Below are 22,219 nucleotides of genomic sequence, written 5' to 3' on the forward strand. Positions count from 1 at the left end.
CGAGGATTTAATTTTATTTATGCACACTTAGAAATAATACTTTGAATTTTTGAAATAAGTTGTATGCTTTATTTAAACCTTTGCTAGACATTGGTTTTAAATTAAAAATACAAAAAATAAAATAAGGAATTTAAAAATAGAAAATGGGATAAGTAACAAATTTTTTAACGGGAAAGAGCAGGAAAATGAATAATACTCTTGGTACCATAGTCAGCGATAACTATGACGAAAATGATGCATTCTGGGAAGTTGTAAAAAACGACTTTGCTGCAAATGATGATCATCCTACGTTCAAGTGGAATGATCGCAAGCCATTGCCAGTATACGAAGGTTCATTCCTAGTGGGTTCTTCGCATTTTATGGCAACATATCATGTATCATCATGCTTTAATAATTCGGCAGATGAGGAATTGTACTTAGACCTCGCTTTAAGAGCGTGCAAAGTAGCATGTATTGCTAGTGACATTTCTAGAGGAAGACCTATATCGTCACAAATGCGTAAGGCTCTTAGCGAAGAATGTATTTTTAAGCTTGAAAACATGTGGTATTTAATATCTCAATGTTTCTCAGACAAACACGATGAATATACAAGTTGGCAACTACGTTGCAAACCGACTATGCCAAGAATGATAAATGGAATGCTAATTAGTCCAACTCGTTTTGAGGCAGTTGTTTTATTTTCTATTGGAAGCTTAAATTATTGTGCGTCTTTGGCATTTAAATCTCAAAACGGGAGTTGGATATGTACATTAGTTGACTTGGGATGATTGGTAGGAAATATACTAGCCTTTAAATTCCATTGTCAATTAAATAATAGTTAAATACAAAAATATGACTCTTCTGGTTTAGGTAATCATTATTAGTTTGCTTCTAATTATCTAACCAGAAGAGTTTATTTGTAAAGACCACCAATTTTAGGTTGACATTTTTGTATGACTTTCGTTTGTGTCGTGTTAGATATACCGTACAATTAAGACTATGCTGCGAGAATTTGCTGTAGAGGTCATTCACCCAACAAATGACGGTGACACAATTTATTCACTGCTTGCCAATAGGGCAATGCGAGATCCACAAGGCGTAATAGCCCAATGGCAAGACGATGATACTCGTCAATGGCATGATGTTACTGCATCTGAAATGCTATTAAAAGTTCGTGCAACAGCTAAGGGGTTGATTGCTCTTGGCGTTGAACGAGGAAGCAAAGTTGTTATTTATTCCCCAACCTGTTATGAGTGGGGCGTTGCGGATTTTGCTTGCGCTTGCATTGGTGCTGTAACCATTCCGATTTATGAAACAGATTCAGCAATTCAAGCTGCTGAAATTATTTCTGAAGTAAAACCTGTGATAGCTTTTGCAGGTGATGATGAACATGCGCAATGTTTAGAGCGAGTTCGCCAAGACAATAAGCGTATGTCTTTAAAGACTATTTTTAACTTTAAAGCTGCTGGAATAGACGCAGTGATTGATTTTGGAAAATCAATCAGCGATGACGAACTTAATAACAGCATATGTCAAGTAAAAGCTGATGATTTAGCGACTATCGTATACACCTCTGGTTCAACTGGAAAACCAAAGGGTGCAATGCTTTCCAATAGGAATTTTACGCATATTGTGTATGCAGCTTATGACGTTTTAAATGATATGCTTTATAAGCCAAGTAGACTATTGCTATTCCTTCCGTTAGCTCATTGCTTTGCCAGATACATACAGTATGTGGCAATAGGTTCTCACGGTGTTATTGGATATGTGCCAAATGCAAAGCATTTATTAGCAGATTTGCGTAGTTTTAAACCTACATATTTGCTTGGAGTCCCAAGAGTGTTTGAAAAGGTTTATAATGCTGCGTCTCAAAAAGCTGGAGCAGGTATACGAGGTAGGATTTTTGCAAAGGCTGTACAACATTTTATTGAGTGGTCTAAAGATGAAGTTGAAGGTAGAACACACTCAATTTATGCAAAACTTCAGCATGACTTTTATATGAAAACTGTTGGATCTTCCATACGATCTGCTTTGGGACCTAATTTATCATGGCTAGCTTGCGGCGGAGCTCCAATAAACGCTGAACTTGCTCATTTCTTTAACGGGTTGGATGGAATAACCTTTATTCAAGGTTATGGAATGACCGAAACAGCAGCTCCTTGTGTTGTTAATTTTGAGCATGCTAATCAAGTTGGTTCTGTGGGTCGCCCTGGTCCTGGAATTACTATCCGTATTGCAGATGATGGAGAAGTCCTTGTAAAAGGTCCTAACGTTTTTATCGGATATTATGATAAGCCAGATCTTACTTCGGATGTTATTGACGAAGATGGATGGCTCCATTCTGGAGATTTAGGCGAGATCGACGATGAAGGATTCTTGTCTATTACTGGTAGAAAGAAAGATATTATTATCACTGCTGGTGGAAAAAATATAAGTCCAGCGCCTTTGGAAAGTATTATCTCTAAGTGTCCTCTCGTATCTCACTCAGTAGTTGTAGGAGACGGTAAGCCATTTGTTTCCGCTTTGATTGAGGTTGAGCCAGATATGGTTCGTTCTTGGCTTAAGAGTCAAGGAATGGATGAAAATCTTTCTATGAGTGCTGTTGCGGAAAACGATGCTATTCGTTCTGTTGTACAACAGTTTATTGATCAGGCAAATAGCACTGTTTCTAGGGCTGAGTCTATTCGTAAATTTATTATTTTGGATGAAGAATTTTCACAAGAAACTGGCACTTTGACTCCAAGCATGAAAGTTGTGCGTCCTAAGGTTTTGAAGAGGTATTGTGATCTTATAGAGAATCAGCTTTATGCTCCAAAACCAAACAGTAGACCATTACCTGCTACAGTTAAGATTTTAGATAAGACAACTGAGACTGTTAAGCAAGCGCAAGAAACTGTTAAACAGGCTCAAGAAGCGGTTACTCCTAGAGTTAAGCAAGCAATCGATCAGGCTGCTACTCATCTGAAACGTTTTGGTGAGGATTTGCCTACACAGGTTAATGTAAAAGATCAGCATACTGAATATGCTGAGAAGAATAATAATTCTAACGACAAAGAATAGTTATTCGAAACTAAATTAGCTATAAAACGTTAAATAGGCTGATTAAAATTGCAATTTTAATTACACTAAGTCTTGTATAATTGCATTGCATTTTTAATTAGCCTTTTAGAATTTTTAAGGAAGTACTGTGACTATTAGACAGATTCGCATTGTTCCAGATCCTGTTCTTCGAACACCATGTGATCCAATTCGTGAGATTACTCCAGCAGTTAGAAATCTCGTAGAAGATTTATTAGAGACTGTGAACGATCCAGGAAGAGCAGGTCTTAGTGCAAATCAAATAGGTATTAGCCTTAGAGCGTTTTCATACAATATTGAAGGTCATATTGGCTATATTCTCAATCCTGTTATTGAAGAATTGAGTGGTGAACAATATGGGGATGAAGGTTGCTTGTCCGTTCCAAGATTATGGTATAAGACTCGCAGGGCAGATTATGCTAGGGCTAAAGGCATTGATTTAGACGGTAAAACTATTGTTCTAGAGGGCAAGGGTTTAATGGCTCGTATGATTCAGCATGAGTGTGATCATTTAGATGGACACGTTTATTTGGATCGTTTAGAGAAAGATGTTAGAAAACAAGCTTTGCGCCAACTTCGTAATGGATTATCTAAATAATATCTAAATGAGAACTAGCAACAACTATAGTATTAGTTTGTATTATTTATTTAGTATTAAGCGTCTGATATGATTATCTTTTGCGTGTCCATTGAGCATGAATGTTGTCGCGTTATATGATTGCTCGTTTTTTATTGTCTACTCGGATACGCGAATACGCGCCATGTACGCGTCCGTTCGTGTCGGTCGGCTTGGATTTAGACATATGTTATCCAAGTTGCATGCGAACAGGCATGGCCAGGCAAGAACCGACAAGAAAGGTATATAGATATGGCACAGATTACCATGAGTGAAATGCTGAAGGCAGGTTTGCACTTCGGACATCAGACTCGTCGCTGGAATCCAAAGATGAAGCAATTTATTCTAACCCAGCGCAATGGTATTCATATAATCAATTTGTTCAAGTCGCTCGACATGATCGACAAGGCTTATGACTTCATTAAGCAGACTGTTGCTCACAACGGTACTGTTTTGTTCGTGGGTACCAAGAAGCAGGCTCAAGAAGCTGTGCAAAATCAGGCTACTCGTGTGAACATGCCTTACGTGAGCGAGCGTTGGCTCGGCGGTATGCTGACGAACTTCCAGACTGTTTCCACTCGCGTAAAGCGTCTCAAGGAACTTGAGGAAATGGACTTCACTGATGTTCGTGGATCTGGTTTGACTAAGAAGGAGCTTTTGCTTCTTGAACGCGAAAAGGACAAGCTTTCCAAGCAGCTCGGCGGTATTCGCAACATGAACCGTACTCCTTCGGCAATGTTTGTTGTTGATATTAACAAGGAAGCTTTGGCCGTTGAAGAAGCTCACAAGCTTGGTATTCCAGTTGTGGCAATCGTTGACACCAACACTGATCCAGACTCTGTTGAGTATCCTATTCCAGCAAATGATGATGCAATTCGTGGTGTCGAGCTTCTTACTAGCTTGATGGCTGACGCTGTTGCAGAAGGTTTGCTTGAACGTGCTGGAAAGGGCGCAAAGTCCGAAGGTTCTGACGCTCAGCCAATGGCAGCATGGGAAAAGGAACTACTCACTAAGGAAACTGAACAGTCTGAAGACGAAGCCAAGGCTGAATAAGTCTGTTGGCGGTTAATGAGGAGAACAAAATGGCAGCAATTACTGCAGCGTTGATTAAGCAGGTGCGCGAAGAAACTGGCGCTGGCATGATGGACGTTAAGAAGGCTCTTACCGAAGCCGAAGGCGATGTAGCTCGCGCTAAGGAAATTATCCGTGCTAAGGGCATTCAGGCCGCTGGCAAGCGTGAAGGTCGCAAGGCTCAGGAAGGAACCGTTGCTTCTAAGGTTGTTAAAACTGCAGAAGGTGAAACTGGCTATGCAGTTGAATTGAATTCCGAAACCGACTTTGTTGCTAAGACTCCAAAGTTCGTTGAATTCTCCGAAACTGTGTTGAACAATGCTATTGAAGCCAATGCTTCTAGTGCAGAAGAGCTTCTTGCAGCTAAGGCTGGAGATGCTACGGTTAAGGAAGAAGTAGAAGAAGCAGCAGCATTGTTTGGCGAGCACGTTAAGGTTGGGCAGATTGCCAAGATTAGCGGTCCTCACGTTGAGGTTTATGCTCACAAGAAGTCCGTTGAATTACCTCCAAGCATTGTTTCTATGATTGCTACCGACGAAGCGGGCGCTAAGGTTGCTCACGAAGCTGCTTTGCAGATTTCCGCTATGGGCGCTCAGTGGCTTCGCCGCGAAGATGTTCCAGCAGATGTGTTGGAGTCTGAGCGTCGCGTTGCTACAGAAAAGTCTTTAGCTGAAGGCAAGCCAGAGAAGATTGTTCCAAAGATTGTTGAAGGCCGTTTGAACGCCTTCTTCAAGGAAACCGTTCTTCTTGAGCAGTCTTATGTCAAGGATCCTTCCAAGACTATTGGAGATTTGTTCAAGGAAGTTGGTGGCACTGCTTTGGCTTTCGCTCGCGTTGAGGTTGGCAAAGGCTCTGCTGAATAATTTTTAAGCGAAAGCTTATTAAAAATTCATAAAACAAGAATGGGTTTGCGTGATAAGTCATGCAAGCCCATTCTTTTAATTTATACATTATAAAATCGTGTTTTGCTGTGTCGTCATTGAAAGATATCATGGCAAAGATATGCTTGCGTTCGCCGTTATGACTGGAGGAAAGTTTTATGACTATCGCACAAGCGGGGGAAAGCAAGTCTCGTAGAGTTTTATTGAAGCTCTCGGGAGAAGCATTTGGCGGTGGAGCCGTTGGTATTGATACTCATGTTATTCGTAGAATTGCTGGAGAAATTGTAAAAGCAGTGCATGAAGGCGTGCAAGTTGCAATTGTTGTTGGCGGCGGAAACTTCTTCCGCGGAGCAGAACTTCAGCAGGCTGGAATTGATCGTAGCCGTGGTGACTATATGGGTATGCTCGGTACTGTTATGAATTGCTTGGCTCTACAAGATTTTCTTGAACAAGCAGGGCAGGCAACGCGTGTGCAAACTGCTATAACAATGGGTCAAGTTGCAGAACCTTATATTCCACTTAAGGCAATTCGACACCTTGAAAAGGGTCGTGTAGTTATTTTTGGTGCTGGTGCTGGAATGCCATATTTTTCAACCGACACTGTATCTATTCAGCGATCTTTGGAAATACATTGCGATGAGGTTTTGATGGGCAAGAATGGTGTAGATGGCGTTTATAGCGCTGATCCACGGAAAGATAAGAACGCGAAGAAATTTGTAACGTTAAATTATCAACGTGCTCTTGTCGATGGTCTTGCTGTTATGGATGCTTCTGCACTATCTATGGCTAGAGATAACAAGCAGAAGATTCGCGTATTCGGATTAGAGGGTGAAGGAAACGTCACTAGAGCACTGGTTGGTGAGGAAATCGGAACTTTAGTTTCGGATGCTGAACCTACATTTGCTTAAATATGCGAATATTCATAATTTGAATATTTAAAATTTAATAAACATGAATAGATAGTTAAATAATAAATTTTAAAATTGGCACATACCGATAAAGGAGAATACATGCCAGCGATTATCGATCAGGCTCTTGAACAGATGAACAAGTCTGTGGAAGCTACTAAAGAGAACTTCATGGGTATTAGAACTGGACGTGCTAATCCTGCTCTTCTTAATGGCATTATGGTTGACTATTATGGTGCTCCAACACCTATTAAGGCTGTTGCTTCTATTGGTGTTCCAGAGCCTCGCACTCTTTCTGTAACTCCTTTTGATGCTTCGCAAGCTAATGCTGTAGAAAAGGCTATTCGCGATTCAGATTTAGGAGTAAGCCCTAATAGAGATGGAAATGTAATTCGTGTTACAATGCCAGAACTTACAGAAGACCGTCGTAAAGAATACGTAAAACTTGCTAAAACAAAAGCTGAAGAAGGTAAGGTTGCTGTTCGAAATATTCGCCGTAAAACCAAGGAGAATATTGATAAGTCTGTAAAAGATGGTGAAATCGGCGAAGATGAAGGAGAGCGCTTACAAAAAGAGCTTGATAAAGTTACGAAGCAAGTAACTGATTCCTTAGATGCTTTGCTTGATGGCAAGCAGAAGGAAATAATGGAGGTCTGATTCTTCAGAAACTTTTAGGTTGAATGGGTGTCGTATGAATCAAGAAAATCTTGGAGAATTGTCTAACAAAGCTGATTTGTTAACTAATAACAATTTAGTCGGTAATAATAAGTCGGCAAAATCTGATTCTTCACATGAAAAGACCATTAACGGCACCCATGATACTTTAGACGATATAAATCGTCGTACTGGCAGAAATATGCCTCAGGCTATAGCGACTGCGATTTTATTGGTTGCTGTGATTGTTGCTTGTCTTGTAATTAGCATCGATACTTTTGTTATTCTTTTAACCATTTTTATGGTTCTCGCGTTGTGGGAGTTGCATGTAGATTTTGCTACGGCAGGTTTCAGGATTCCATTTCTGTTATTGTCTGTTTGTTCTGTAATCACTATTCTTTCTGCTTTTTATGCAAGATGGCATACTGTTGCTATGGCTAGTGGCATAACAGCATCATTGCTTTTAACTGTTGTTTTTGCTACATTGAATAGCACTGTTTCGCAAAGGACTTTACGCGCTGTAGAAAAAAAGCTCCAGCATCCTACATCATCTAAAAGTGCAAAGGCAAATACTTTCACTAATACGGCAGTCTCATTGTTTGTTGTATTGTATATTCCTTTGCTTGCCTCATGCATTGTTTTGTCTTTAACAAATACTAAGTATGCTATAGCGCATGCGATGCTGCTTGTGTTTCTACCAGCTTTAAGTGACACTGGTGGTTTGTTTGCTGGTGCGTGGCTTGGTAAGCATAAGCTCTCTCCTCGTATTTCTCCTAAGAAATCAATAGAGGGTCTTTTAGGGTCAATGCTTTTTGCTTTGATAGGTGCTTACGCTATCATATCTGGCTTCTATGGATCTTCTTGGATAAAATTCTGGTGGATGCCAGCAATAATGGGTGTTGCATCAGGCATGGTTGGTACCTTTGGTGATTTATGTGCTTCAATGCTTAAAAGGGATATTGGTATTAAGGATATGGGGCATTTGCTTAAAGGTCACGGTGGCGTTTTAGATAGAGTGGATTCTATTCTGCTTTGTGCGCCTGTTCTTATGGCATTGATTAAGGTTGTAGCGTTCTAATTTATAGGTAATATTTTAGATATTAATCGTTTGTTTTGTCATAAAAACATTACAAGTAACCGTCATGGTTTTCTACTAACATGAGGATTTATGACGATTTGTTCTATTCCTAGTCCTAGTATTTCTCAGATTACATTAGGACCTATAACGTTAAGATTTTATGCTTTATCAATTCTTGCTGGTGCACTTGTTGCAATGTGGATTACCACTCGTAGATGGAAACGAGAAGGCGGAGATTTTAATCAGATATTAGATGTTGCACTGGTTAGTCTTCCGTCAGGAATAGTTGGAGCACGTCTTTATCATGTTATTACCACTCCCGAAAAGTTCTTTGGACCTAAGGGAGATTTGTTGGAGATATTTAGAATTTGGAATGGTGGCTTAGGAATCTGGGGAGGAGTAATCCTAGGATCTATTGCTGCAAGCGCACTGTGTACCTATAAAAAATATCCAATAAGCTTGCTTGCAGATGCAGCTGCACCTAGCTTGCTTATTGCACAAGGTATAGGGCGGTTAGGTAATTGGTTTAACCAAGAACTTTATGGTGCTCCAACTACTTTGCCATGGGGCCTAAAACTTAATTATTCTGCTGCAAATGCTATAGGACACAGTGAAAGTTGCTACGATGGTCTCACATGCCCAGAGGGTACTCTGTTTCACCCTACTTTCTTATATGAAATGATTTGGAATTTTGCAGGCGCAGCCTTGCTTATTTCTTTCGGCAAAGTTCTTAAGAGAAAACTTAAATCTGGATCTGAGTTTGTTCTTTACGTAATGTGGTATACGGCAGGAAGAATGTGGATTGAGTCTTTAAGGATTGATTTTTCACATACTTTTCTTGGAGTAAGAATTAACGTATGGGTTTCTATAGTTATATTTATTATTTCAATTATTGTTTTTATGATTTTGCAAAATACCCACAAGTCACGAACAGATCTTGTGAATCGTCTTATTGATATAACTGCAGATGAACGTGAGCGTGAATCTCAATCTAATTCAAATATTAAAACAAAAAGATTATCCTAAAATATTCTTAAATAACATAGATATTTTGTTTTTCTAGTCGCTTGCTTTTCTTAGAATGGAACACATGAATATACAAATAGCACCTAGCATTCTTTCTGCAGATTTTTGCAATCTTGAAAGAGATCTTATAGCAATTTCAAATGCTGATCTTGTTCACGTTGATGTTATGGATCATCATTTTGTACCGAATCTAACTTTAGGGGAGCCGATTGTAAAACGCATTTGCGAAGTTACTAGTCTTCCTGTAGATGTTCATTTGATGATTGAGGATCCTGATCGTTGGGCTCCAGAGTATGCAAAACTTGGTGCTGATTCTGTGAGCTTCCATATGGGTGCCACTCATGCGCCTGTTCGTCTTGCTCGTCAGCTGCGAGACATGGGTTGCAAAGCTTGTTTTGCAGTCCGCCCAGCTGAGCCAGTTGAACCTATTTTCGATATTCTTGATGAATTCGATATGATTCTTATTATGACTGTTGAGCCTGGTTTTGGTGGACAAAAGTTCTTGAGCAATCAAATGGGTAAGGTTCGTCGTTTACGTGATGAAATTACTCGTCGTGGATTGGATACTCATATTCAGGTTGATGGTGGAGTAAGCCCTTCTACAGCTGCTATAGTCGCAGAAGCTGGTGCTGATGTGCTGGTTGCAGGATCTGCTGTTTATGGAGCTGAAAATCCATCAGCTGCTATTGATTCTATTCGTAATATTGCGCAAGAGGCTTGGCGAGCATAAAACTTTTATTGGGGCATTTTTAGAATAATGCCCCAATATTTTATATATGCAAAATAGAATACGATTGGTAAGTCTTTTAAATTGTTTTTAAGGAAATAGGTATGGTTAAGTTCATTTCTAATCAGGAGTACAGTCCTGAAGCACTTGATCGAGTTTTTACTGTACCTAATGTGATTAGTTTTCTGCGTATATGTTCTATACCATATCTTGCCATTTTAATTGCGCAAAATAAAATGGGGGTTGCTCTAATCGTTCTTGCTATATCTGCTTTTTCAGATTGCGTTGATGGTTATATTGCTAGAACTTTTAATCAGGTTAGCAAATTAGGGCAGATTTTAGATCCTGTTGCAGATAGGCTTTTAATAGCATGCAGCATTTTAGCTTTAGCGTTTGCCAAGATTATACCTTGGTGGGCGTTGGCTCTTGTTGTTTTGCGAGACATAGTAATGGCTATTTTGATTGTTATTCTTGCACAATATGATTATGGACCTTTACCAGTGAATTTCATGGGTAAAACTGGAACAGCATTATTGATGATTGCTATCGTATTATTTATGATTGTTTATGCTGTTGCTACTGAACCAATGCTTATTTTGTATGCTGCAGCGATAGCTTGTGCAATTTGGGGAATAACACTTTACTGGTTTGCTGGAGTATTGTATTGCATTCAAGCCTATAAGCTATTAATAAAAAAGTTTAAATAAGGATTATAAGTATTATAAACTGGTTTGAATAACGGACATATTATGGTGCAAAAGACTTCTAATCTAAATCATGATGTGAATAACACTGATAATAGTGTTATTCCAGAGTCTTTTCCTGCTCCAACCGTTATCTTATTTTCAAAACGCAGAGCAGTTTTTTCCAAATCTGTATTTGCTCTTGGTCCTCATCATGTGACTAATTCAAGTTATAACTTTTCTAACCATAATGAAAAAAGACGTCGTATTGAAGACTATTCATTACGCTTAATTGACGATTTAAGCAATAGACCAGTGGATCCTCTTTTTATGGATTCCCGTCTTAATAAGCAGAATGTTAGTAAGATTAATATCTGGATTACTAGAATAATTGTTTTTATTATTTGTGTTGCTCTTGGCACTGTGGGAAGTCAATTTGTGCAAAAATTGCATACGGATTCTCGTAAAGCCATACGTTTATCGCTAGCTAACGAGCTTACTTCTCGCACGAGTCGTTTTGACAATCTTGTTAAAGATGTGACTAGATTGCGTACGAGTGTAGATCGTGAGTCAAAAAGGATTAATACTCCTTATGAAAATCAAGTTGATAAATCTGACAATATGACGAATGGTACACATGGCGTTATAGGGTCTGGAATTGTTTTAACTATTGCTAATCCTATTTCTACAAACAATGACGTTTCTAGCGGTAATATTCCTAGAGAAATGGCTAAGGGAGCAAGAATTAGGGTTGTTACCGATAGAGATATTCAGATTTTTGTTTCTATTCTTTGGGATGCAGGTGCAGAAGCAATATCAATAAACGGTCATAGAATTGGCGCTCAAACGTCGATCCGTACTGCTGGGTCAACTATTCTTATAGGTGTTAATCAGACTCAAAGCCCTTATACGATTGAGGCTATTGGAGATAGTTCTAGTCTTATCGAAAAGTTAAATTCTCAAAAGCGCTCTCCGTGGTTTGTTTCTCTTAGCGATGCAGGTATTAATCCGCAAATTTCTAAGTCAAATGCGCTTAGACTTTCCGCTGCTGGAACTGGTGAAATTAATTTTGCAAAAGAATTATTGAGTAGGAGATAGGAAAATAGGTTATGACAGCTGTTCTTGGATTGATTTTGGGTGCTCTTATTGGGATTGTTGTACATCCTGATATTCCAGTAGTTATTCAACCTTATCTGCCGATTATGGTTCTTGCAGCTTTGGACGCTCTGCTTGGAGCTGCAAGAGCTTATTTTGAGCGTAGTTTCTCTGATAAGGTGTTTGTTATCTCATTCTTTTCGAATGTTATTGCTGCTACTCTTTTAGTTTTACTCGGAAATCAACTTGGAGTTGGAGCACAATTGCAAACTGCTGTTATTGTTGTATTAGGAATACGAATCTTCTCTAACGTTTCTGCAATACGTCGTTTTATATTTAGAGGTTGATATGCGTCATCCATTTTCTAATGCATCAAAAAATAGCATAAAGAACGACAATTTAGACGATACTTTTGATAAAAATGTTGACAAAAATATTGATAAAAATATTGACAATATCGTCAGAAAATTGCATCGTCAGCATGCTAAAGATCGCGAAAGTGACCGTACACAAACAGGTTCTTTCCCGATTGTTAAACGAAAAAATAAGCCTTCATTGCAAGGTCATATTACGCGTACGCGTATTTTAACTGGCTTACTTGTTATGCTTCTTTGCGCATTGCTTGGATTTGCTTATATGATTCAAGTTAATAGAAGTACACTTGTGTATCAGACGATGAGTGAGGATGAGCTTACTCGTTTAATTACAGAAACTAATTCGCAAATACAAAATCTAGAGCAGCGAAAGTTTGAGTTAACTAGCCAGCTTAATTCTTTAAAAGCGTCTGTTAACAAACAGGAGGAAGCTGCTAGAATTGCTAAGCAGAATTCTCAGACGAGTGGTTTAATATCTGGTCGTCTTCCAGCTGTTGGTAAGGGAGTAATTATTCACATTACTGCCGGAGAAAAAGAGCGTGTGGATGCTGCTACAATGTTTCAACTGCTCGAAGAGCTTCGTAATGCTGGAGTTGAGGTTATGTCTGTTAACGACATACGTATAGTGACTTCTAGCTATATTTCTGACACTAAGCATGGGTTATTGTGTGATGCAATTGAGATTAATCCTCCATATGTTGTTAAAGCTATTGGCGAACCTCAGAACTTGCAAAACGCCGTAAACATTGCTGGGGGAGTTGGATCTAGATTAAAAGTTAAATTCGGTGCTTCCGTATATGTTTCAACGCCTGAAGAGGTTGAAATTCGCTCGACACGCGAACCAAAACAGTATCAATATGCAAAACCAGTCGAATAAGAAGGTAAAATAGCAATTATGACTGAACCGATTCCTACTGCTGGCGAAACAACCATTATTGGTATGCCAGCTATTACCATTCCAATAAACTCTAATGCAGATCGTCCTCTTAGACAGGATGATTTAGATACTATAGCAAAGCTGCTTCCTGGTACCGCTTTGCTTATTTCTACACGTGGAGCAGTTTCTGGATCGCGTTATTTACTAGATGAGGACGTCGTGTCTGTTGGACGAGATTCTAGAGCTGATATTATGCTAGACGATTCTACTGTTTCTAGAGCTCATGCTGTTTTTCGTAGAAATGGTACTGTTTTTAGCATTGCTGATGCTGGAAGCCTAAATGGAACGTATGTTAATCGTAACCGTGTTGATGAAGCTATTCTTCATAATGGTGACGAAATTATGATTGGCAAGTTCCGATTAATGTTCTTTACGTGTGACGCTGTTACTAAACGATAATGACTTTTGAAAACTCTCCTGAAGATAGTGCGTTGGCTGATTCTTTAAAGCATGATCATCAACCAACGCAGGGGGAGCTGTTTTCATTTTCGGATGATGAAGAGTATTCCACAGGATACCGTGGAAGTGTTGCTATGAATATCGCTGGTATTACATATAGGCAACTTGATTATTGGGCGCGTAAACACATAATTGAACCTTCTATTAATCCGTCTCATGGTTCTGGGTCTCGTCGTTTATATTCCTTTAAAGACATTGCAATTATGGCTGTTTCTAAGCGACTTTTAGACGCTGGAGTAAATCTTACTAATGTGACTACTGCTATAGTGTTTTTAAATTGTTTTAGCGTAAAGCATCTCGAAAATATGACTATAATTTGCGATGGCCAATCTGTTGTTGAATGCGATAGTAATCAGGAAAATATGCGAGATATGCTTGAATGTGGTACAGCTGTTTTTGCTATCGCTGTTGGTCGTATTGTTAAACAGGTTAAAGCTGATTTAAACTCTGAATTATCTAAGTAAATTTCTTAATATATTTGTATCTTTTATTCCTAAAATATATCTAATCTGACATAACGTACATTATCGGATATTGTCGTCGTTGGCTTAGTTCTCGTGGTTTAACACTATATCTCAATCTTAAAGATGTTCCAAAACTAAAATCTAGATAATTGAAAGGGGGTGATTAAATGACTGATGTTAATGCTACTTTGCGACTTGTGCATGCAACGTCTAAGGCGAATAATCCTTATGATTATGTTGCTGTTATTGTTGCTGGTCAAGAGATTTCTCGTCTTTTTTTGAAACCTCTTGAAGTTAAGTATTTATTTGATTCTAAAAATGTTGTTATTTAGTAAGGAGTTTTATTATGTATTCTGCACAAATTTTAGCTGATGGTTCTGGTATGGCTGGTTGGATTGCTTCGTTTCAAACTGCTTGGAATACTGGAGCAATGTGGAATGAGCTAACTGCAGCGGGTGCTCTTATTGGTCTTGTTGTGGTTTTTTCTTTTGGTTACCGTATTATCCGTAAATTGGTTAAAGGCGTTTCTAAAGGTAAAGCTAATATTTAACGTTTATTGTTGTCATTGGATAAGCTATGTATGATTTTCAACCTTTTTATGATGTTATTGTTGAGTTAGGAAAGACGCTTGTTCCGCTTGCCGTTCCTGCTATTTGTACATGGCTTATCCTTTCCTGGATTTTTGATTTATTGTATAGATCATAATGCGTTTTGTTGATTCTCGTAATACTAAAGGTTTAAGTAAGCCTGTTTATGGTGATTCGTTTTGTATTGTTGATACAAATCGTTTGTTTTCTTATCGTGCTGGTGATTGGTCATCGAGACGTAAGTATGCTGTATATGTTAAGGCTGGTGTAAGTGCTGATGAGTGGTTTTTATCTTCGTATGCGCAAACCTATGATAGTCGTTCTCCTTGTGAGAATTATGAGACGTATTCGGTACAAGTGCAGCCCTCTACTCATTTTTTTACGGCAGAACTCGTTACTGATGCTTTGTTATGTACGACGATTATTTGTTCGATTGTTTGGCTTATTGTGCGTCCTATTTTTCCTCGTCGTTTGCGTTCCGACCGTCGCTAATGCTTCTATTAATACTCCTGTTGATAGCGTGCCCATTAATGGTAACATTACTGTTTCTAATGGTTCTCTTTCAAATTTAGGTACTGGTGCGGTTGCTTTAGCTCGTGGACAAATTATGTCTATTGATGCTATTTATCCCGTTGGTTTGCAAGCTGGTGATATTGTTGCTGTTTCGATTCATCAATTGAATTCTGATACTTCGTTTGGCGTGAAGTGGGGTGCTTTATCGAATTATCCTTATTCTTCCCTTTTACAGCTTGATGTTGCTGCTAAGACAGCGTATTTTAAGTGTCTTTCTTCTTCTTGCGCTTTATCGTCTGTGGCTAAGCTTCAAAATGATGCTAATTATTTCATTACTGCTTTTCGTATTCGGGGTGATAATCTTGCTGATATTAAGGCGTATTTGGATCAGTTTAATAATTGGTTTTCTACGCTTTCTAATCGTCTCATTAATGTGAATGATACGCTTGCTGATATTCGTTCTAAAATTGATGGTATTTTTACTTGGTTTCGTTCAATTAATGATTATCAAGATATACGCACTGGTAAAGTTTTAACTGAATTACATAAGTTAGAAAAGTTGTTGAAAGATCAGGAGCGTGATCGAGAAGAACAGAAGAAAAAAGAACAGCAAGCTAATGCTGATGCAGAAAAAAAGAAAAATGAGTTTTCTAAGAAGAGTGATAATGATACAAAAGCTGAAAATAATGTTAGTAAGCTTTCTTCGCTTTTTACGAATCTTTTTACTACATCTCCTAAACCTCCTAATATTAGTGCATCATATAATGGTGTAAAATTGGATTTTGATTTTGATGCTATTCCTGCTCCTCCTGCATGGCTTATTGCGTTAGAAGCTCTCCCCCTTTTTTATATTTCTTTACGTTGTTTTGCTAAATTGCTTCGTCTAATGCCTGAGCTTGTGCGTGCTTGGCGTGAGCGTTCTATGTCTTTGAGTATGGTTTTTGATTTCTTAGGAGTGTAGGTATGCTTGATTTTGTTCGTGTTGGTATTCGTACTGCTGTTATTACTGCTATTTTTGTGGCACTTGGTGTTCTTCTTGCTGGTTTGTTTAAATTATTTTCTATTATTCCGTTTCCTGATGTTTCGCTTGTTATTGATGCTTTTAGTATTGCTTTTTGGTTTCTTCATCGTTTTGCGCCACCGCTTGTTTGGACAATACTTTTTATTTCTTCTTTAATTGTTTTTAAGTTTACTGTGTATGTGGCGTATTTAGTTAATCTTGCGGCTAGTTGGGTTTTGGAGATATTTCAATGAAAATAGATTTTGAGTCTTTTAGGCATAAGTCACCTAAAGCTTTTACAGGTTTTCCTACAGGAACGCGCGTGTATAAGGGTTTTCAAGGATCTGGTAAAACTCTTAGTATGGTACATTATGCGCTTAAAATTTTAAAAGATTATCCGGATTGCATATGCTATAGTAATATTATTATTAATCATCCACGTGTAAATCTGTTTTTTACGAATGATGAATTAGAAAACATTCTTAATATGACCGTTGGTGATAAAGGGTTATTACTTCTTCTTGATGAAGCGCATCTATTTTTTAATAAGAAACGTGGTATTAGTCTTGATTTTCTTGCTGCGATCTCTCAACAACGTAAAAATCGTTTCCATATTGTTATGTCTTCACAAATATGGGAAGAACTCGACATTAGTTTACGTAAACAGGTAAAAACAATTGTTAATTGCCATAGCTTATTACGTACTATTATCGTTAATGATGTATCAGATGGTGAAACACTTTCTTATGATAAATTACAAGGCGCATATGTAGCTAAAAAATTGTATACGTATGTTTTTCATATGACAAAACGAGAAACTTCACTCTATGACACATACCAGCGTATCGCACGCAATGACGAATACTCACACACTTCTACACGCTCTACGGACTCGTCGTCATCCGCAATTCAAATCAACCTTCCCAAACACGCACTTCTCCGTGCGTAAAAATCAGACCGTCCGAACTGTTCGCACAGTACTGTGCGCAGTTCGAGACGGCAAAATAATACTGCAACCAATGGTTGCAGTATTATCATAATTTTTTTATAATAGCATAATCAATACAATTTCTCTTTAAGGATAATTGAAATGACAGTAAATATCAAGTCTCACAAGCTTCGCCAAGCTCTTGGTAATTCGGAAAAAGCTTTCAATATGCTCTGGTCTTTACGCTCTACAATGCAGAAAATTGCTTCTAAGCATACGTTGAAAGATTGTGGGCATGTTATTAATCATGCTGCTGCGGTTCAAAAAGTAAGATCAGACGGGTCTGCCACATTCGGTGGTCTTTCGACGTGTTCGAATGTTTGGTGTTGTCCTGTTTGCTCTGCAAAAATTTCACATTATCGTGTTGAACAACTAAAAGTTTTGGTTGACTGGGCTAAGCGCAATAACTACGTAGTGAGCTTATTGACATTGACTCAACGTCATCATAAAGGCGATAATCTTGCTGATTTATGGAAAAATATCAGTGCTGCATATGCTCGCTTGCAATCTATGTCTGGCTTTATGAATTTTCGTAATAATATTGTCGTTGGTTCTGTAAAAGCTACAGAAGTTACTTATGGTGACAATGGTTGGCATGTTCATTTTCATATTCTTTTTATAACTACTCGAACTTTTGAAGGTTATCACTGTAATAAACGTGGTGACACTATTCGCGATTATATTGCAGCTAAGTTTGGTTTATTTCTTCAAAAATTCGGTGGTGACTTTATTGCTGCGTCTGGTGGCATGGATTGGCAAATTTGCAAAGACGGCACAGAACGCATAGTCGCCAAATATGTCAGCAAAGTTCACGGAGATATTGCTAAAGAATTAACTTTAGGTAACTTCAAAAAAGCTCGCGTTAAGTCTTCTCGCACTCCGTTTCAGATACTTGCTGATATTCAAGAAGACAACTTTCAAAACAAGCAAGATATAGCTATTTTTCGTGAGTATGAGAAAGCTAGTCATTACAAACGACAAATGCATTTTTCACACGGTCTTTTTGACATGCTACCACTAGAAGATTTAGACGACGAACAAATCTTAGAACAGCGCAGTGATCGTGATACACTTTTCTTCATCTCAAAAGACGATTGGGAAGTCATACGCGAAGACGGTACAGCTCCCCAATTACTCGCTTTTGTTGAGTCTACAGATGACGTAAGAGACATTATCGGATAAATACTCATATATTTTTCAGCACGAAAAACAAATAATATTTCAAAATTATTCAAAATACTCGTTAATGGCATTATTCAAATCAGAAACACTGTCGATAATACGATATGCTCCGTGAGTTTTAAGCTCACCAGGCTCGGCATAACCCCAAGAGCAACCCAAACAATCAATATCGCATGCTAAAGCGCCATCAACATCCGTCCAACGGTCGCCAACCATTAAAGCACGATCCCGTAAAGGATTGAATCCAATATTTTCAAAAACATAGCGAATAACTTGATCTTTATTAATCCTAGACATATCTTTGCTAGCACCATAAATACCATCAATCAAGTTTGTCAATCCAAAATGATCACAAATTGGTTTAACTTGATATTCAGGCTTGCAAGATGCAGTAGCAAGATAATAACCAGACTTTCGTAGCAACTTAAGCTGTTCAGGGATACCATCATAAACTTTGTTCAAAAAATTCCCAGTAATCATATCACCATTTGGATTATCAGGATCTATAAAAGTTGCAACTTCGGAATAATATTTCCTATACAATTTAACGCCTTCAGATTGCAATTCTTTAGGCATATGATTCCTCTGAAAAGATTCAAGTATAGACGGTCCAACAAAACGCAACATTTCAGTATCATCAGGTATCTGCATACCAAGATCAGACATCGCTTTTTTAGCGCACGCAATAATACCAGCATGCGATTGTGTTAAAGTACCATCTAAATCAAGAAGAACAACTTTCATGACAGCTTATTTCCCTTAGAAGTGTTTTGTTTATAAAAATAATTCTCACTCGTAATCAGGAATCCAACCCTCATGATGCATCTTTAAACGCTTATCAAGTAAAGCTTTAAGCTCTTCTTCACTTCTACGCTCTAAAAGCATATCCCAATGCGTACGAGCTGGCTTATTAAAATCATCATCTGGTCTGTCTGCATCGCCTTCCTTATGCGCTAATGCACCACAACGGCATTCCCACTCTTCAGGAATCTCTGCACCTTGAGCAAATGGAAGAATCGTTCTGTGACCCTTAGGGCACACATATGCAACATCGTTACGAGCAGCGAAATCAACATTATCGTCGGATTCCAATGATTTAGCTCCAATACTCATTCCACGTAAACTGCGCTCTGCCATAATATATTATTCTCCTTTTTGTTTTCATTATAAAGCTAGCGAATTGCACGGACGATACACAAAGGTATACCATGATATATCAATAACATATCAAACATCACAATAAGCAACTACCCCGCGATTAATAAGTTTAGCTGCTTCATAAGCATTGTGAGCTAAAGAATCATCTACGTTAGGCAATATTTTCAAATATTCGCTAGCAACAGCAAGTTGATTAAGTAAGTCAATAAGTCTTTTTGCAAATCTGACAAAATCACCACCAGTTATGTCAGTATTTTGCAATATGTCGAGTAAATCAGCACCTTGAGCCCAATCATAAATCATATCGATTGCACCAAAATCAAGAGGTCTTAAAGCATCAAGATGATTATTCAAGCACATATCACTTATACGAATAAATAATTCTTTCATCTTTAAAACTGTATTGAATACAGGCGCATTTAATCCTCCAGGATACCTACGCGGCTCTCCCCCAGCAGGACCCCTAGATTCATACACTAATGCAGATAAACAAGACAATAATTGAATAGGAGTTAGATTATTAAAAATTCCTTCACAAATTGATTGAGCAAAAACAACATCAAGCTCGTTGTAAAGTCTACGAAGCAACTGACCCTTGTCTGTTAACACTAAAGCATCGTTCGTATTTTTTAAATAATCTAATCTACAAAGTACTTCACAAATATTATCGAAACATCTTGCAACTGAGCCAGTGCGAGAATTATAGCGATCCTTAACCTGATTTAGTTCACGCATTTCTCGAGCCCAATAATAACCCCAGTGTAAATGTTCTTGAATATCTGGGCATCCTGCACAAGGATGGTTACGCTCCTCGTTGCGTAAGGTATCGATAGTTTTATCTAATTCTTTAAAAGCTTTAGCACGTTCAACTTCACTAGCAAATATTGTGTGCTTAAGTTTTCTGCGCTGATCATGTTGAGCATCTTTAAGACGCATTCTAAGAGTCATAAACTCAGAAAAATCACCTTGAGTGCAATGAAATGCTTGTTCGTAACCGCTAATAGCTTCTTTAAGATCCTCAACACGACTTAAAAGCCTTTGAGCAGAAGCATTGGCTTCCCATTGAGCAAAAGAACTGCTTAGAGTTATGCGAGCAGTTTTAACATCACTATTATTTAGGAGATTAACAGCCATGTTGAATGTAGGAACAAAGCTAGAATGAAGAGGATACACACGTTTACTAGACAAGGATGCAGCCTTAGAAGGATCAAAATCAGGATTGTCAATTAACACTGCATGACCAATATCATCTATGCCACGTCTGCCAGCGCGACCAGTAAGTTGTGTGAACTCACCAGGAGTTAGCGGAACGTGACCTGTACCATCAAATTTAACGAGTTTTTCAACAACAACACTTCTCGCAGGCATATTTAAACCTAAAGCAAGAGTTTCTGTAGCAAAAATAACCTTAATAAGACCGCGTTCAAAAAGCGTTTCTACAATATGGCGAAAAATAGCAATCATACCAGCGTGATGAGCTGCAAAACCTTGTTCAAGAGCATACCTAAAACGCTCAAATCTAAGTGCCTTTAAATCGCTTTTGCTTAGTTTATTTTCCGCAATCATAGAATCAACTATTCTGCGGATTTCATACATTTCTTCATCGCTAGTAAGAGATAATCCAGCGTTTAAACATTGTTGAACAGCCTGATCGCATCCTGAACGAGAAAAAATAAAATATATTCCTGGTAGCATATCAAGGTAATCAAGCTCATCTATAACAGCCCATCTTTTAGGGGTGTGTCTAACAGCAACTTCTCCCCTATTACTTTTAGATGAATTATCATATCTGTTAGAAAACTTATTCTTAGAAAACTTGCCTTTGCTAAAACGTTTATTTACATTACGATAAGATGCTTTACGTCGTAAAGAGGCATTCTCCCATTGAGTGATTTTTCTTGTTAAAGCAAGATTTACATGATTGGTGCTATTACCATTTTTATCAACATCATATAAGTTAAGTAATTCAGGCTCTGTGCGTCCATCCTTCTGGATAATAACATGTCTTTCAAGTGGAACAGGACGATGCTCATCTACAACCAAATGTGTTTCTCCGCGCACAGAAGAAATCCATGCACTAAAATCTTCTACATTAGAAACAGTTGCAGAAAGACCAATAATCTTAACGCTCTGAGGAAGATGAATAATAACTTCTTCCCACACAGCGCCCCTGAACTTATCTGCAAGATAATGAACCTCATCTAAAACAACAAATCCAAGAGATTTAAGAGTAATTGAACGTTCATAAAGCATATTGCGTAAAACTTCTGTAGTCATAACAACAATATCAGCTTCTGGATTAACCGAAGTATCTCCAGTTAAAAGTCCAACTCTATCTATTCCATAAACTTCACAAAAATCATGATATTTTTGATTACTTAGAGCCTTAATAGGAGTTGTGTAAAATGTTTTAACCCCACGATTTACGCCTAGAAAAACAGCAAAATCAGCAACAACAGTTTTACCTGCTCCAGTAGGAGCTGCCACAAGAACATTATCTCCATTTTCCAGTGCATCAATTGCTTCTGCTTGAAAATCATCTAAATCAAAACTTAAAGATTGTTCAAATTTTGCAGCCATAGTTCGAGAGTGCTTAATAGTTTGCTTAAACAAATTAAACCGTTCAGCTGGAGATAAAGGAATTTCAGAATCATTCTTGTAATCGTTTGAATCAACAAGAATATCATTTTTCTTTTTCTTGCGATATGACGTCTTAGACATAAAAAAGTTTAGTTCTTTCTTCTTAAATCAAAATAATTTT

26 protein-coding genes are annotated in these 22,219 nt (G+C 38.0%); 23 read left to right on the forward strand and 3 right to left on the reverse strand.

Features of this window, described 5'->3' with window-relative positions:
* The first annotated feature begins 185 nt into the window (after positions 1-185).
* From HXT20_RS03400 to HXT20_RS03510, 23 genes are all read left to right on the forward strand, one after another.
* Entirely contained in the window at positions 186-767 is a 582-nt protein-coding gene (locus HXT20_RS03400; protein WP_020759710.1) for a hypothetical protein, read from the forward strand.
* Between the two features lie 211 nt (positions 768-978).
* The gene (locus tag HXT20_RS03405; RefSeq protein WP_422114243.1) at positions 979-3,039 is read left to right on the forward strand and encodes an AMP-dependent synthetase/ligase; all 2,061 of its coding nucleotides are present in this window, start codon (positions 979-981) and stop codon (positions 3,037-3,039) included.
* Positions 3,040-3,166: 127 nt separating this feature from the next.
* Entirely contained in the window at positions 3,167-3,655 is a 489-nt protein-coding gene (gene def, locus HXT20_RS03410; RefSeq protein ID WP_004115099.1) for a peptide deformylase, read from the forward strand.
* A gap of 270 nt (positions 3,656-3,925) precedes the next feature.
* On the forward strand, positions 3,926-4,726 hold the full coding sequence (gene rpsB / locus HXT20_RS03415; protein ID WP_004111661.1) for a 30S ribosomal protein S2: 801 nt from the start codon (positions 3,926-3,928) through the stop codon (positions 4,724-4,726).
* Positions 4,727-4,755: 29 nt separating this feature from the next.
* Positions 4,756-5,607, forward strand: coding sequence for a translation elongation factor Ts (gene tsf / locus HXT20_RS03420; RefSeq protein WP_004117867.1), 852 nt, complete (start codon positions 4,756-4,758; stop codon positions 5,605-5,607).
* Positions 5,608-5,783: 176 nt separating this feature from the next.
* Entirely contained in the window at positions 5,784-6,533 is a 750-nt protein-coding gene (gene pyrH / locus HXT20_RS03425) for a UMP kinase (protein WP_004111656.1), read from the forward strand.
* A 102-nt stretch (positions 6,534-6,635) separates the two neighbouring features.
* Positions 6,636-7,190 carry a ribosome recycling factor gene (gene frr, locus HXT20_RS03430; protein WP_004111654.1) on the forward strand — a complete coding sequence of 185 codons (555 nt, stop codon included), beginning with the start codon at positions 6,636-6,638 and terminating at the stop codon, positions 7,188-7,190.
* A 34-nt stretch (positions 7,191-7,224) separates the two neighbouring features.
* The gene (locus HXT20_RS03435) at positions 7,225-8,265 is read left to right on the forward strand and encodes a phosphatidate cytidylyltransferase (RefSeq protein ID WP_004115096.1); all 1,041 of its coding nucleotides are present in this window, start codon (positions 7,225-7,227) and stop codon (positions 8,263-8,265) included.
* Positions 8,266-8,355: 90 nt separating this feature from the next.
* Complete coding sequence (lgt, locus tag HXT20_RS03440; protein WP_004115095.1) at positions 8,356-9,291, forward strand: prolipoprotein diacylglyceryl transferase; 936 nt, start codon at positions 8,356-8,358, stop codon at positions 9,289-9,291.
* Between the two features lie 64 nt (positions 9,292-9,355).
* A complete protein-coding gene (gene rpe / locus HXT20_RS03445; protein ID WP_004111648.1) occupies positions 9,356-10,021 on the forward strand; it encodes a ribulose-phosphate 3-epimerase in 666 nt (221 codons plus the stop codon).
* A gap of 101 nt (positions 10,022-10,122) precedes the next feature.
* Positions 10,123-10,725: a CDP-alcohol phosphatidyltransferase family protein gene (locus HXT20_RS03450; RefSeq protein ID WP_004115092.1), complete on the forward strand. Its 603-nt coding sequence runs from the start codon at positions 10,123-10,125 to the stop codon at positions 10,723-10,725.
* A 42-nt stretch (positions 10,726-10,767) separates the two neighbouring features.
* Entirely contained in the window at positions 10,768-11,799 is a 1,032-nt protein-coding gene (locus HXT20_RS03455) for a DUF881 domain-containing protein (RefSeq protein ID WP_422114244.1), read from the forward strand.
* A gap of 11 nt (positions 11,800-11,810) precedes the next feature.
* Positions 11,811-12,143: a small basic family protein gene (locus tag HXT20_RS03460; protein ID WP_004111642.1), complete on the forward strand. Its 333-nt coding sequence runs from the start codon at positions 11,811-11,813 to the stop codon at positions 12,141-12,143.
* Position 12,144: 1 nt separating this feature from the next.
* Positions 12,145-13,047: a DUF881 domain-containing protein gene (locus HXT20_RS03465; RefSeq protein WP_004120636.1), complete on the forward strand. Its 903-nt coding sequence runs from the start codon at positions 12,145-12,147 to the stop codon at positions 13,045-13,047.
* A gap of 18 nt (positions 13,048-13,065) precedes the next feature.
* Positions 13,066-13,506, forward strand: coding sequence for an FHA domain-containing protein (locus HXT20_RS03470; RefSeq protein ID WP_004111634.1), 441 nt, complete (start codon positions 13,066-13,068; stop codon positions 13,504-13,506).
* Positions 13,506-14,030, forward strand: a complete 525-nt coding sequence (locus tag HXT20_RS03475) for a MerR family transcriptional regulator (RefSeq protein ID WP_004120637.1) — start codon at positions 13,506-13,508, stop codon at positions 14,028-14,030. The genes HXT20_RS03470 and HXT20_RS03475 overlap by 1 nt, the downstream gene beginning before the upstream one ends.
* Before the next feature lie 167 nt (positions 14,031-14,197).
* The gene (locus tag HXT20_RS03480) at positions 14,198-14,362 is read left to right on the forward strand and encodes a hypothetical protein (RefSeq protein ID WP_004130853.1); all 165 of its coding nucleotides are present in this window, start codon (positions 14,198-14,200) and stop codon (positions 14,360-14,362) included.
* A gap of 14 nt (positions 14,363-14,376) precedes the next feature.
* Positions 14,377-14,580, forward strand: a complete 204-nt coding sequence (locus HXT20_RS03485; protein WP_004130852.1) for a hypothetical protein — start codon at positions 14,377-14,379, stop codon at positions 14,578-14,580.
* Between the two features lie 154 nt (positions 14,581-14,734).
* Positions 14,735-15,109: a hypothetical protein gene (locus HXT20_RS03490; protein ID WP_032840178.1), complete on the forward strand. Its 375-nt coding sequence runs from the start codon at positions 14,735-14,737 to the stop codon at positions 15,107-15,109.
* A 28-nt stretch (positions 15,110-15,137) separates the two neighbouring features.
* Positions 15,138-16,091 carry a hypothetical protein gene (locus HXT20_RS03495; protein ID WP_018639284.1) on the forward strand — a complete coding sequence of 318 codons (954 nt, stop codon included), beginning with the start codon at positions 15,138-15,140 and terminating at the stop codon, positions 16,089-16,091.
* 2 nt (positions 16,092-16,093) lie between these two features.
* Positions 16,094-16,384, forward strand: coding sequence for a hypothetical protein (locus HXT20_RS03500; RefSeq protein ID WP_018639283.1), 291 nt, complete (start codon positions 16,094-16,096; stop codon positions 16,382-16,384).
* The gene (locus tag HXT20_RS03505) at positions 16,381-17,079 is read left to right on the forward strand and encodes a zonular occludens toxin domain-containing protein (protein WP_018639282.1); all 699 of its coding nucleotides are present in this window, start codon (positions 16,381-16,383) and stop codon (positions 17,077-17,079) included. Before HXT20_RS03500 ends, HXT20_RS03505 begins: the two co-directional genes overlap by 4 nt.
* 141 nt (positions 17,080-17,220) lie before the next feature.
* On the forward strand, positions 17,221-18,300 hold the full coding sequence (locus tag HXT20_RS03510) for a protein rep (RefSeq protein ID WP_065189614.1): 1,080 nt from the start codon (positions 17,221-17,223) through the stop codon (positions 18,298-18,300).
* 45 nt (positions 18,301-18,345) lie between these two features.
* On the opposite strand, the gene HXT20_RS03515 is transcribed toward HXT20_RS03510, so the two are convergent.
* From HXT20_RS03515 to HXT20_RS03525, 3 genes are all read right to left on the reverse strand, one after another.
* Positions 18,346-19,044, reverse strand: coding sequence for an HAD hydrolase-like protein (locus HXT20_RS03515; RefSeq protein WP_004117864.1), 699 nt, complete (start codon positions 19,042-19,044; stop codon positions 18,346-18,348).
* A gap of 45 nt (positions 19,045-19,089) precedes the next feature.
* The gene (locus HXT20_RS03520) at positions 19,090-19,437 is read right to left on the reverse strand and encodes an RNA polymerase-binding protein RbpA (RefSeq protein ID WP_004111625.1); all 348 of its coding nucleotides are present in this window, start codon (positions 19,435-19,437) and stop codon (positions 19,090-19,092) included.
* Positions 19,438-19,527: 90 nt separating this feature from the next.
* Positions 19,528-22,179 carry a DEAD/DEAH box helicase gene (locus HXT20_RS03525; protein WP_415685801.1) on the reverse strand — a complete coding sequence of 884 codons (2,652 nt, stop codon included), beginning with the start codon at positions 22,177-22,179 and terminating at the stop codon, positions 19,528-19,530.
* Positions 22,180-22,219 lie beyond the last annotated feature (40 nt).

Origin of the sequence: Gardnerella sp. DNF00109, from assembly GCF_049262845.1 — a bacterium.
GTDB classification, from domain to species: domain Bacteria; phylum Actinomycetota; class Actinomycetes; order Actinomycetales; family Bifidobacteriaceae; genus Bifidobacterium; species Bifidobacterium vaginale.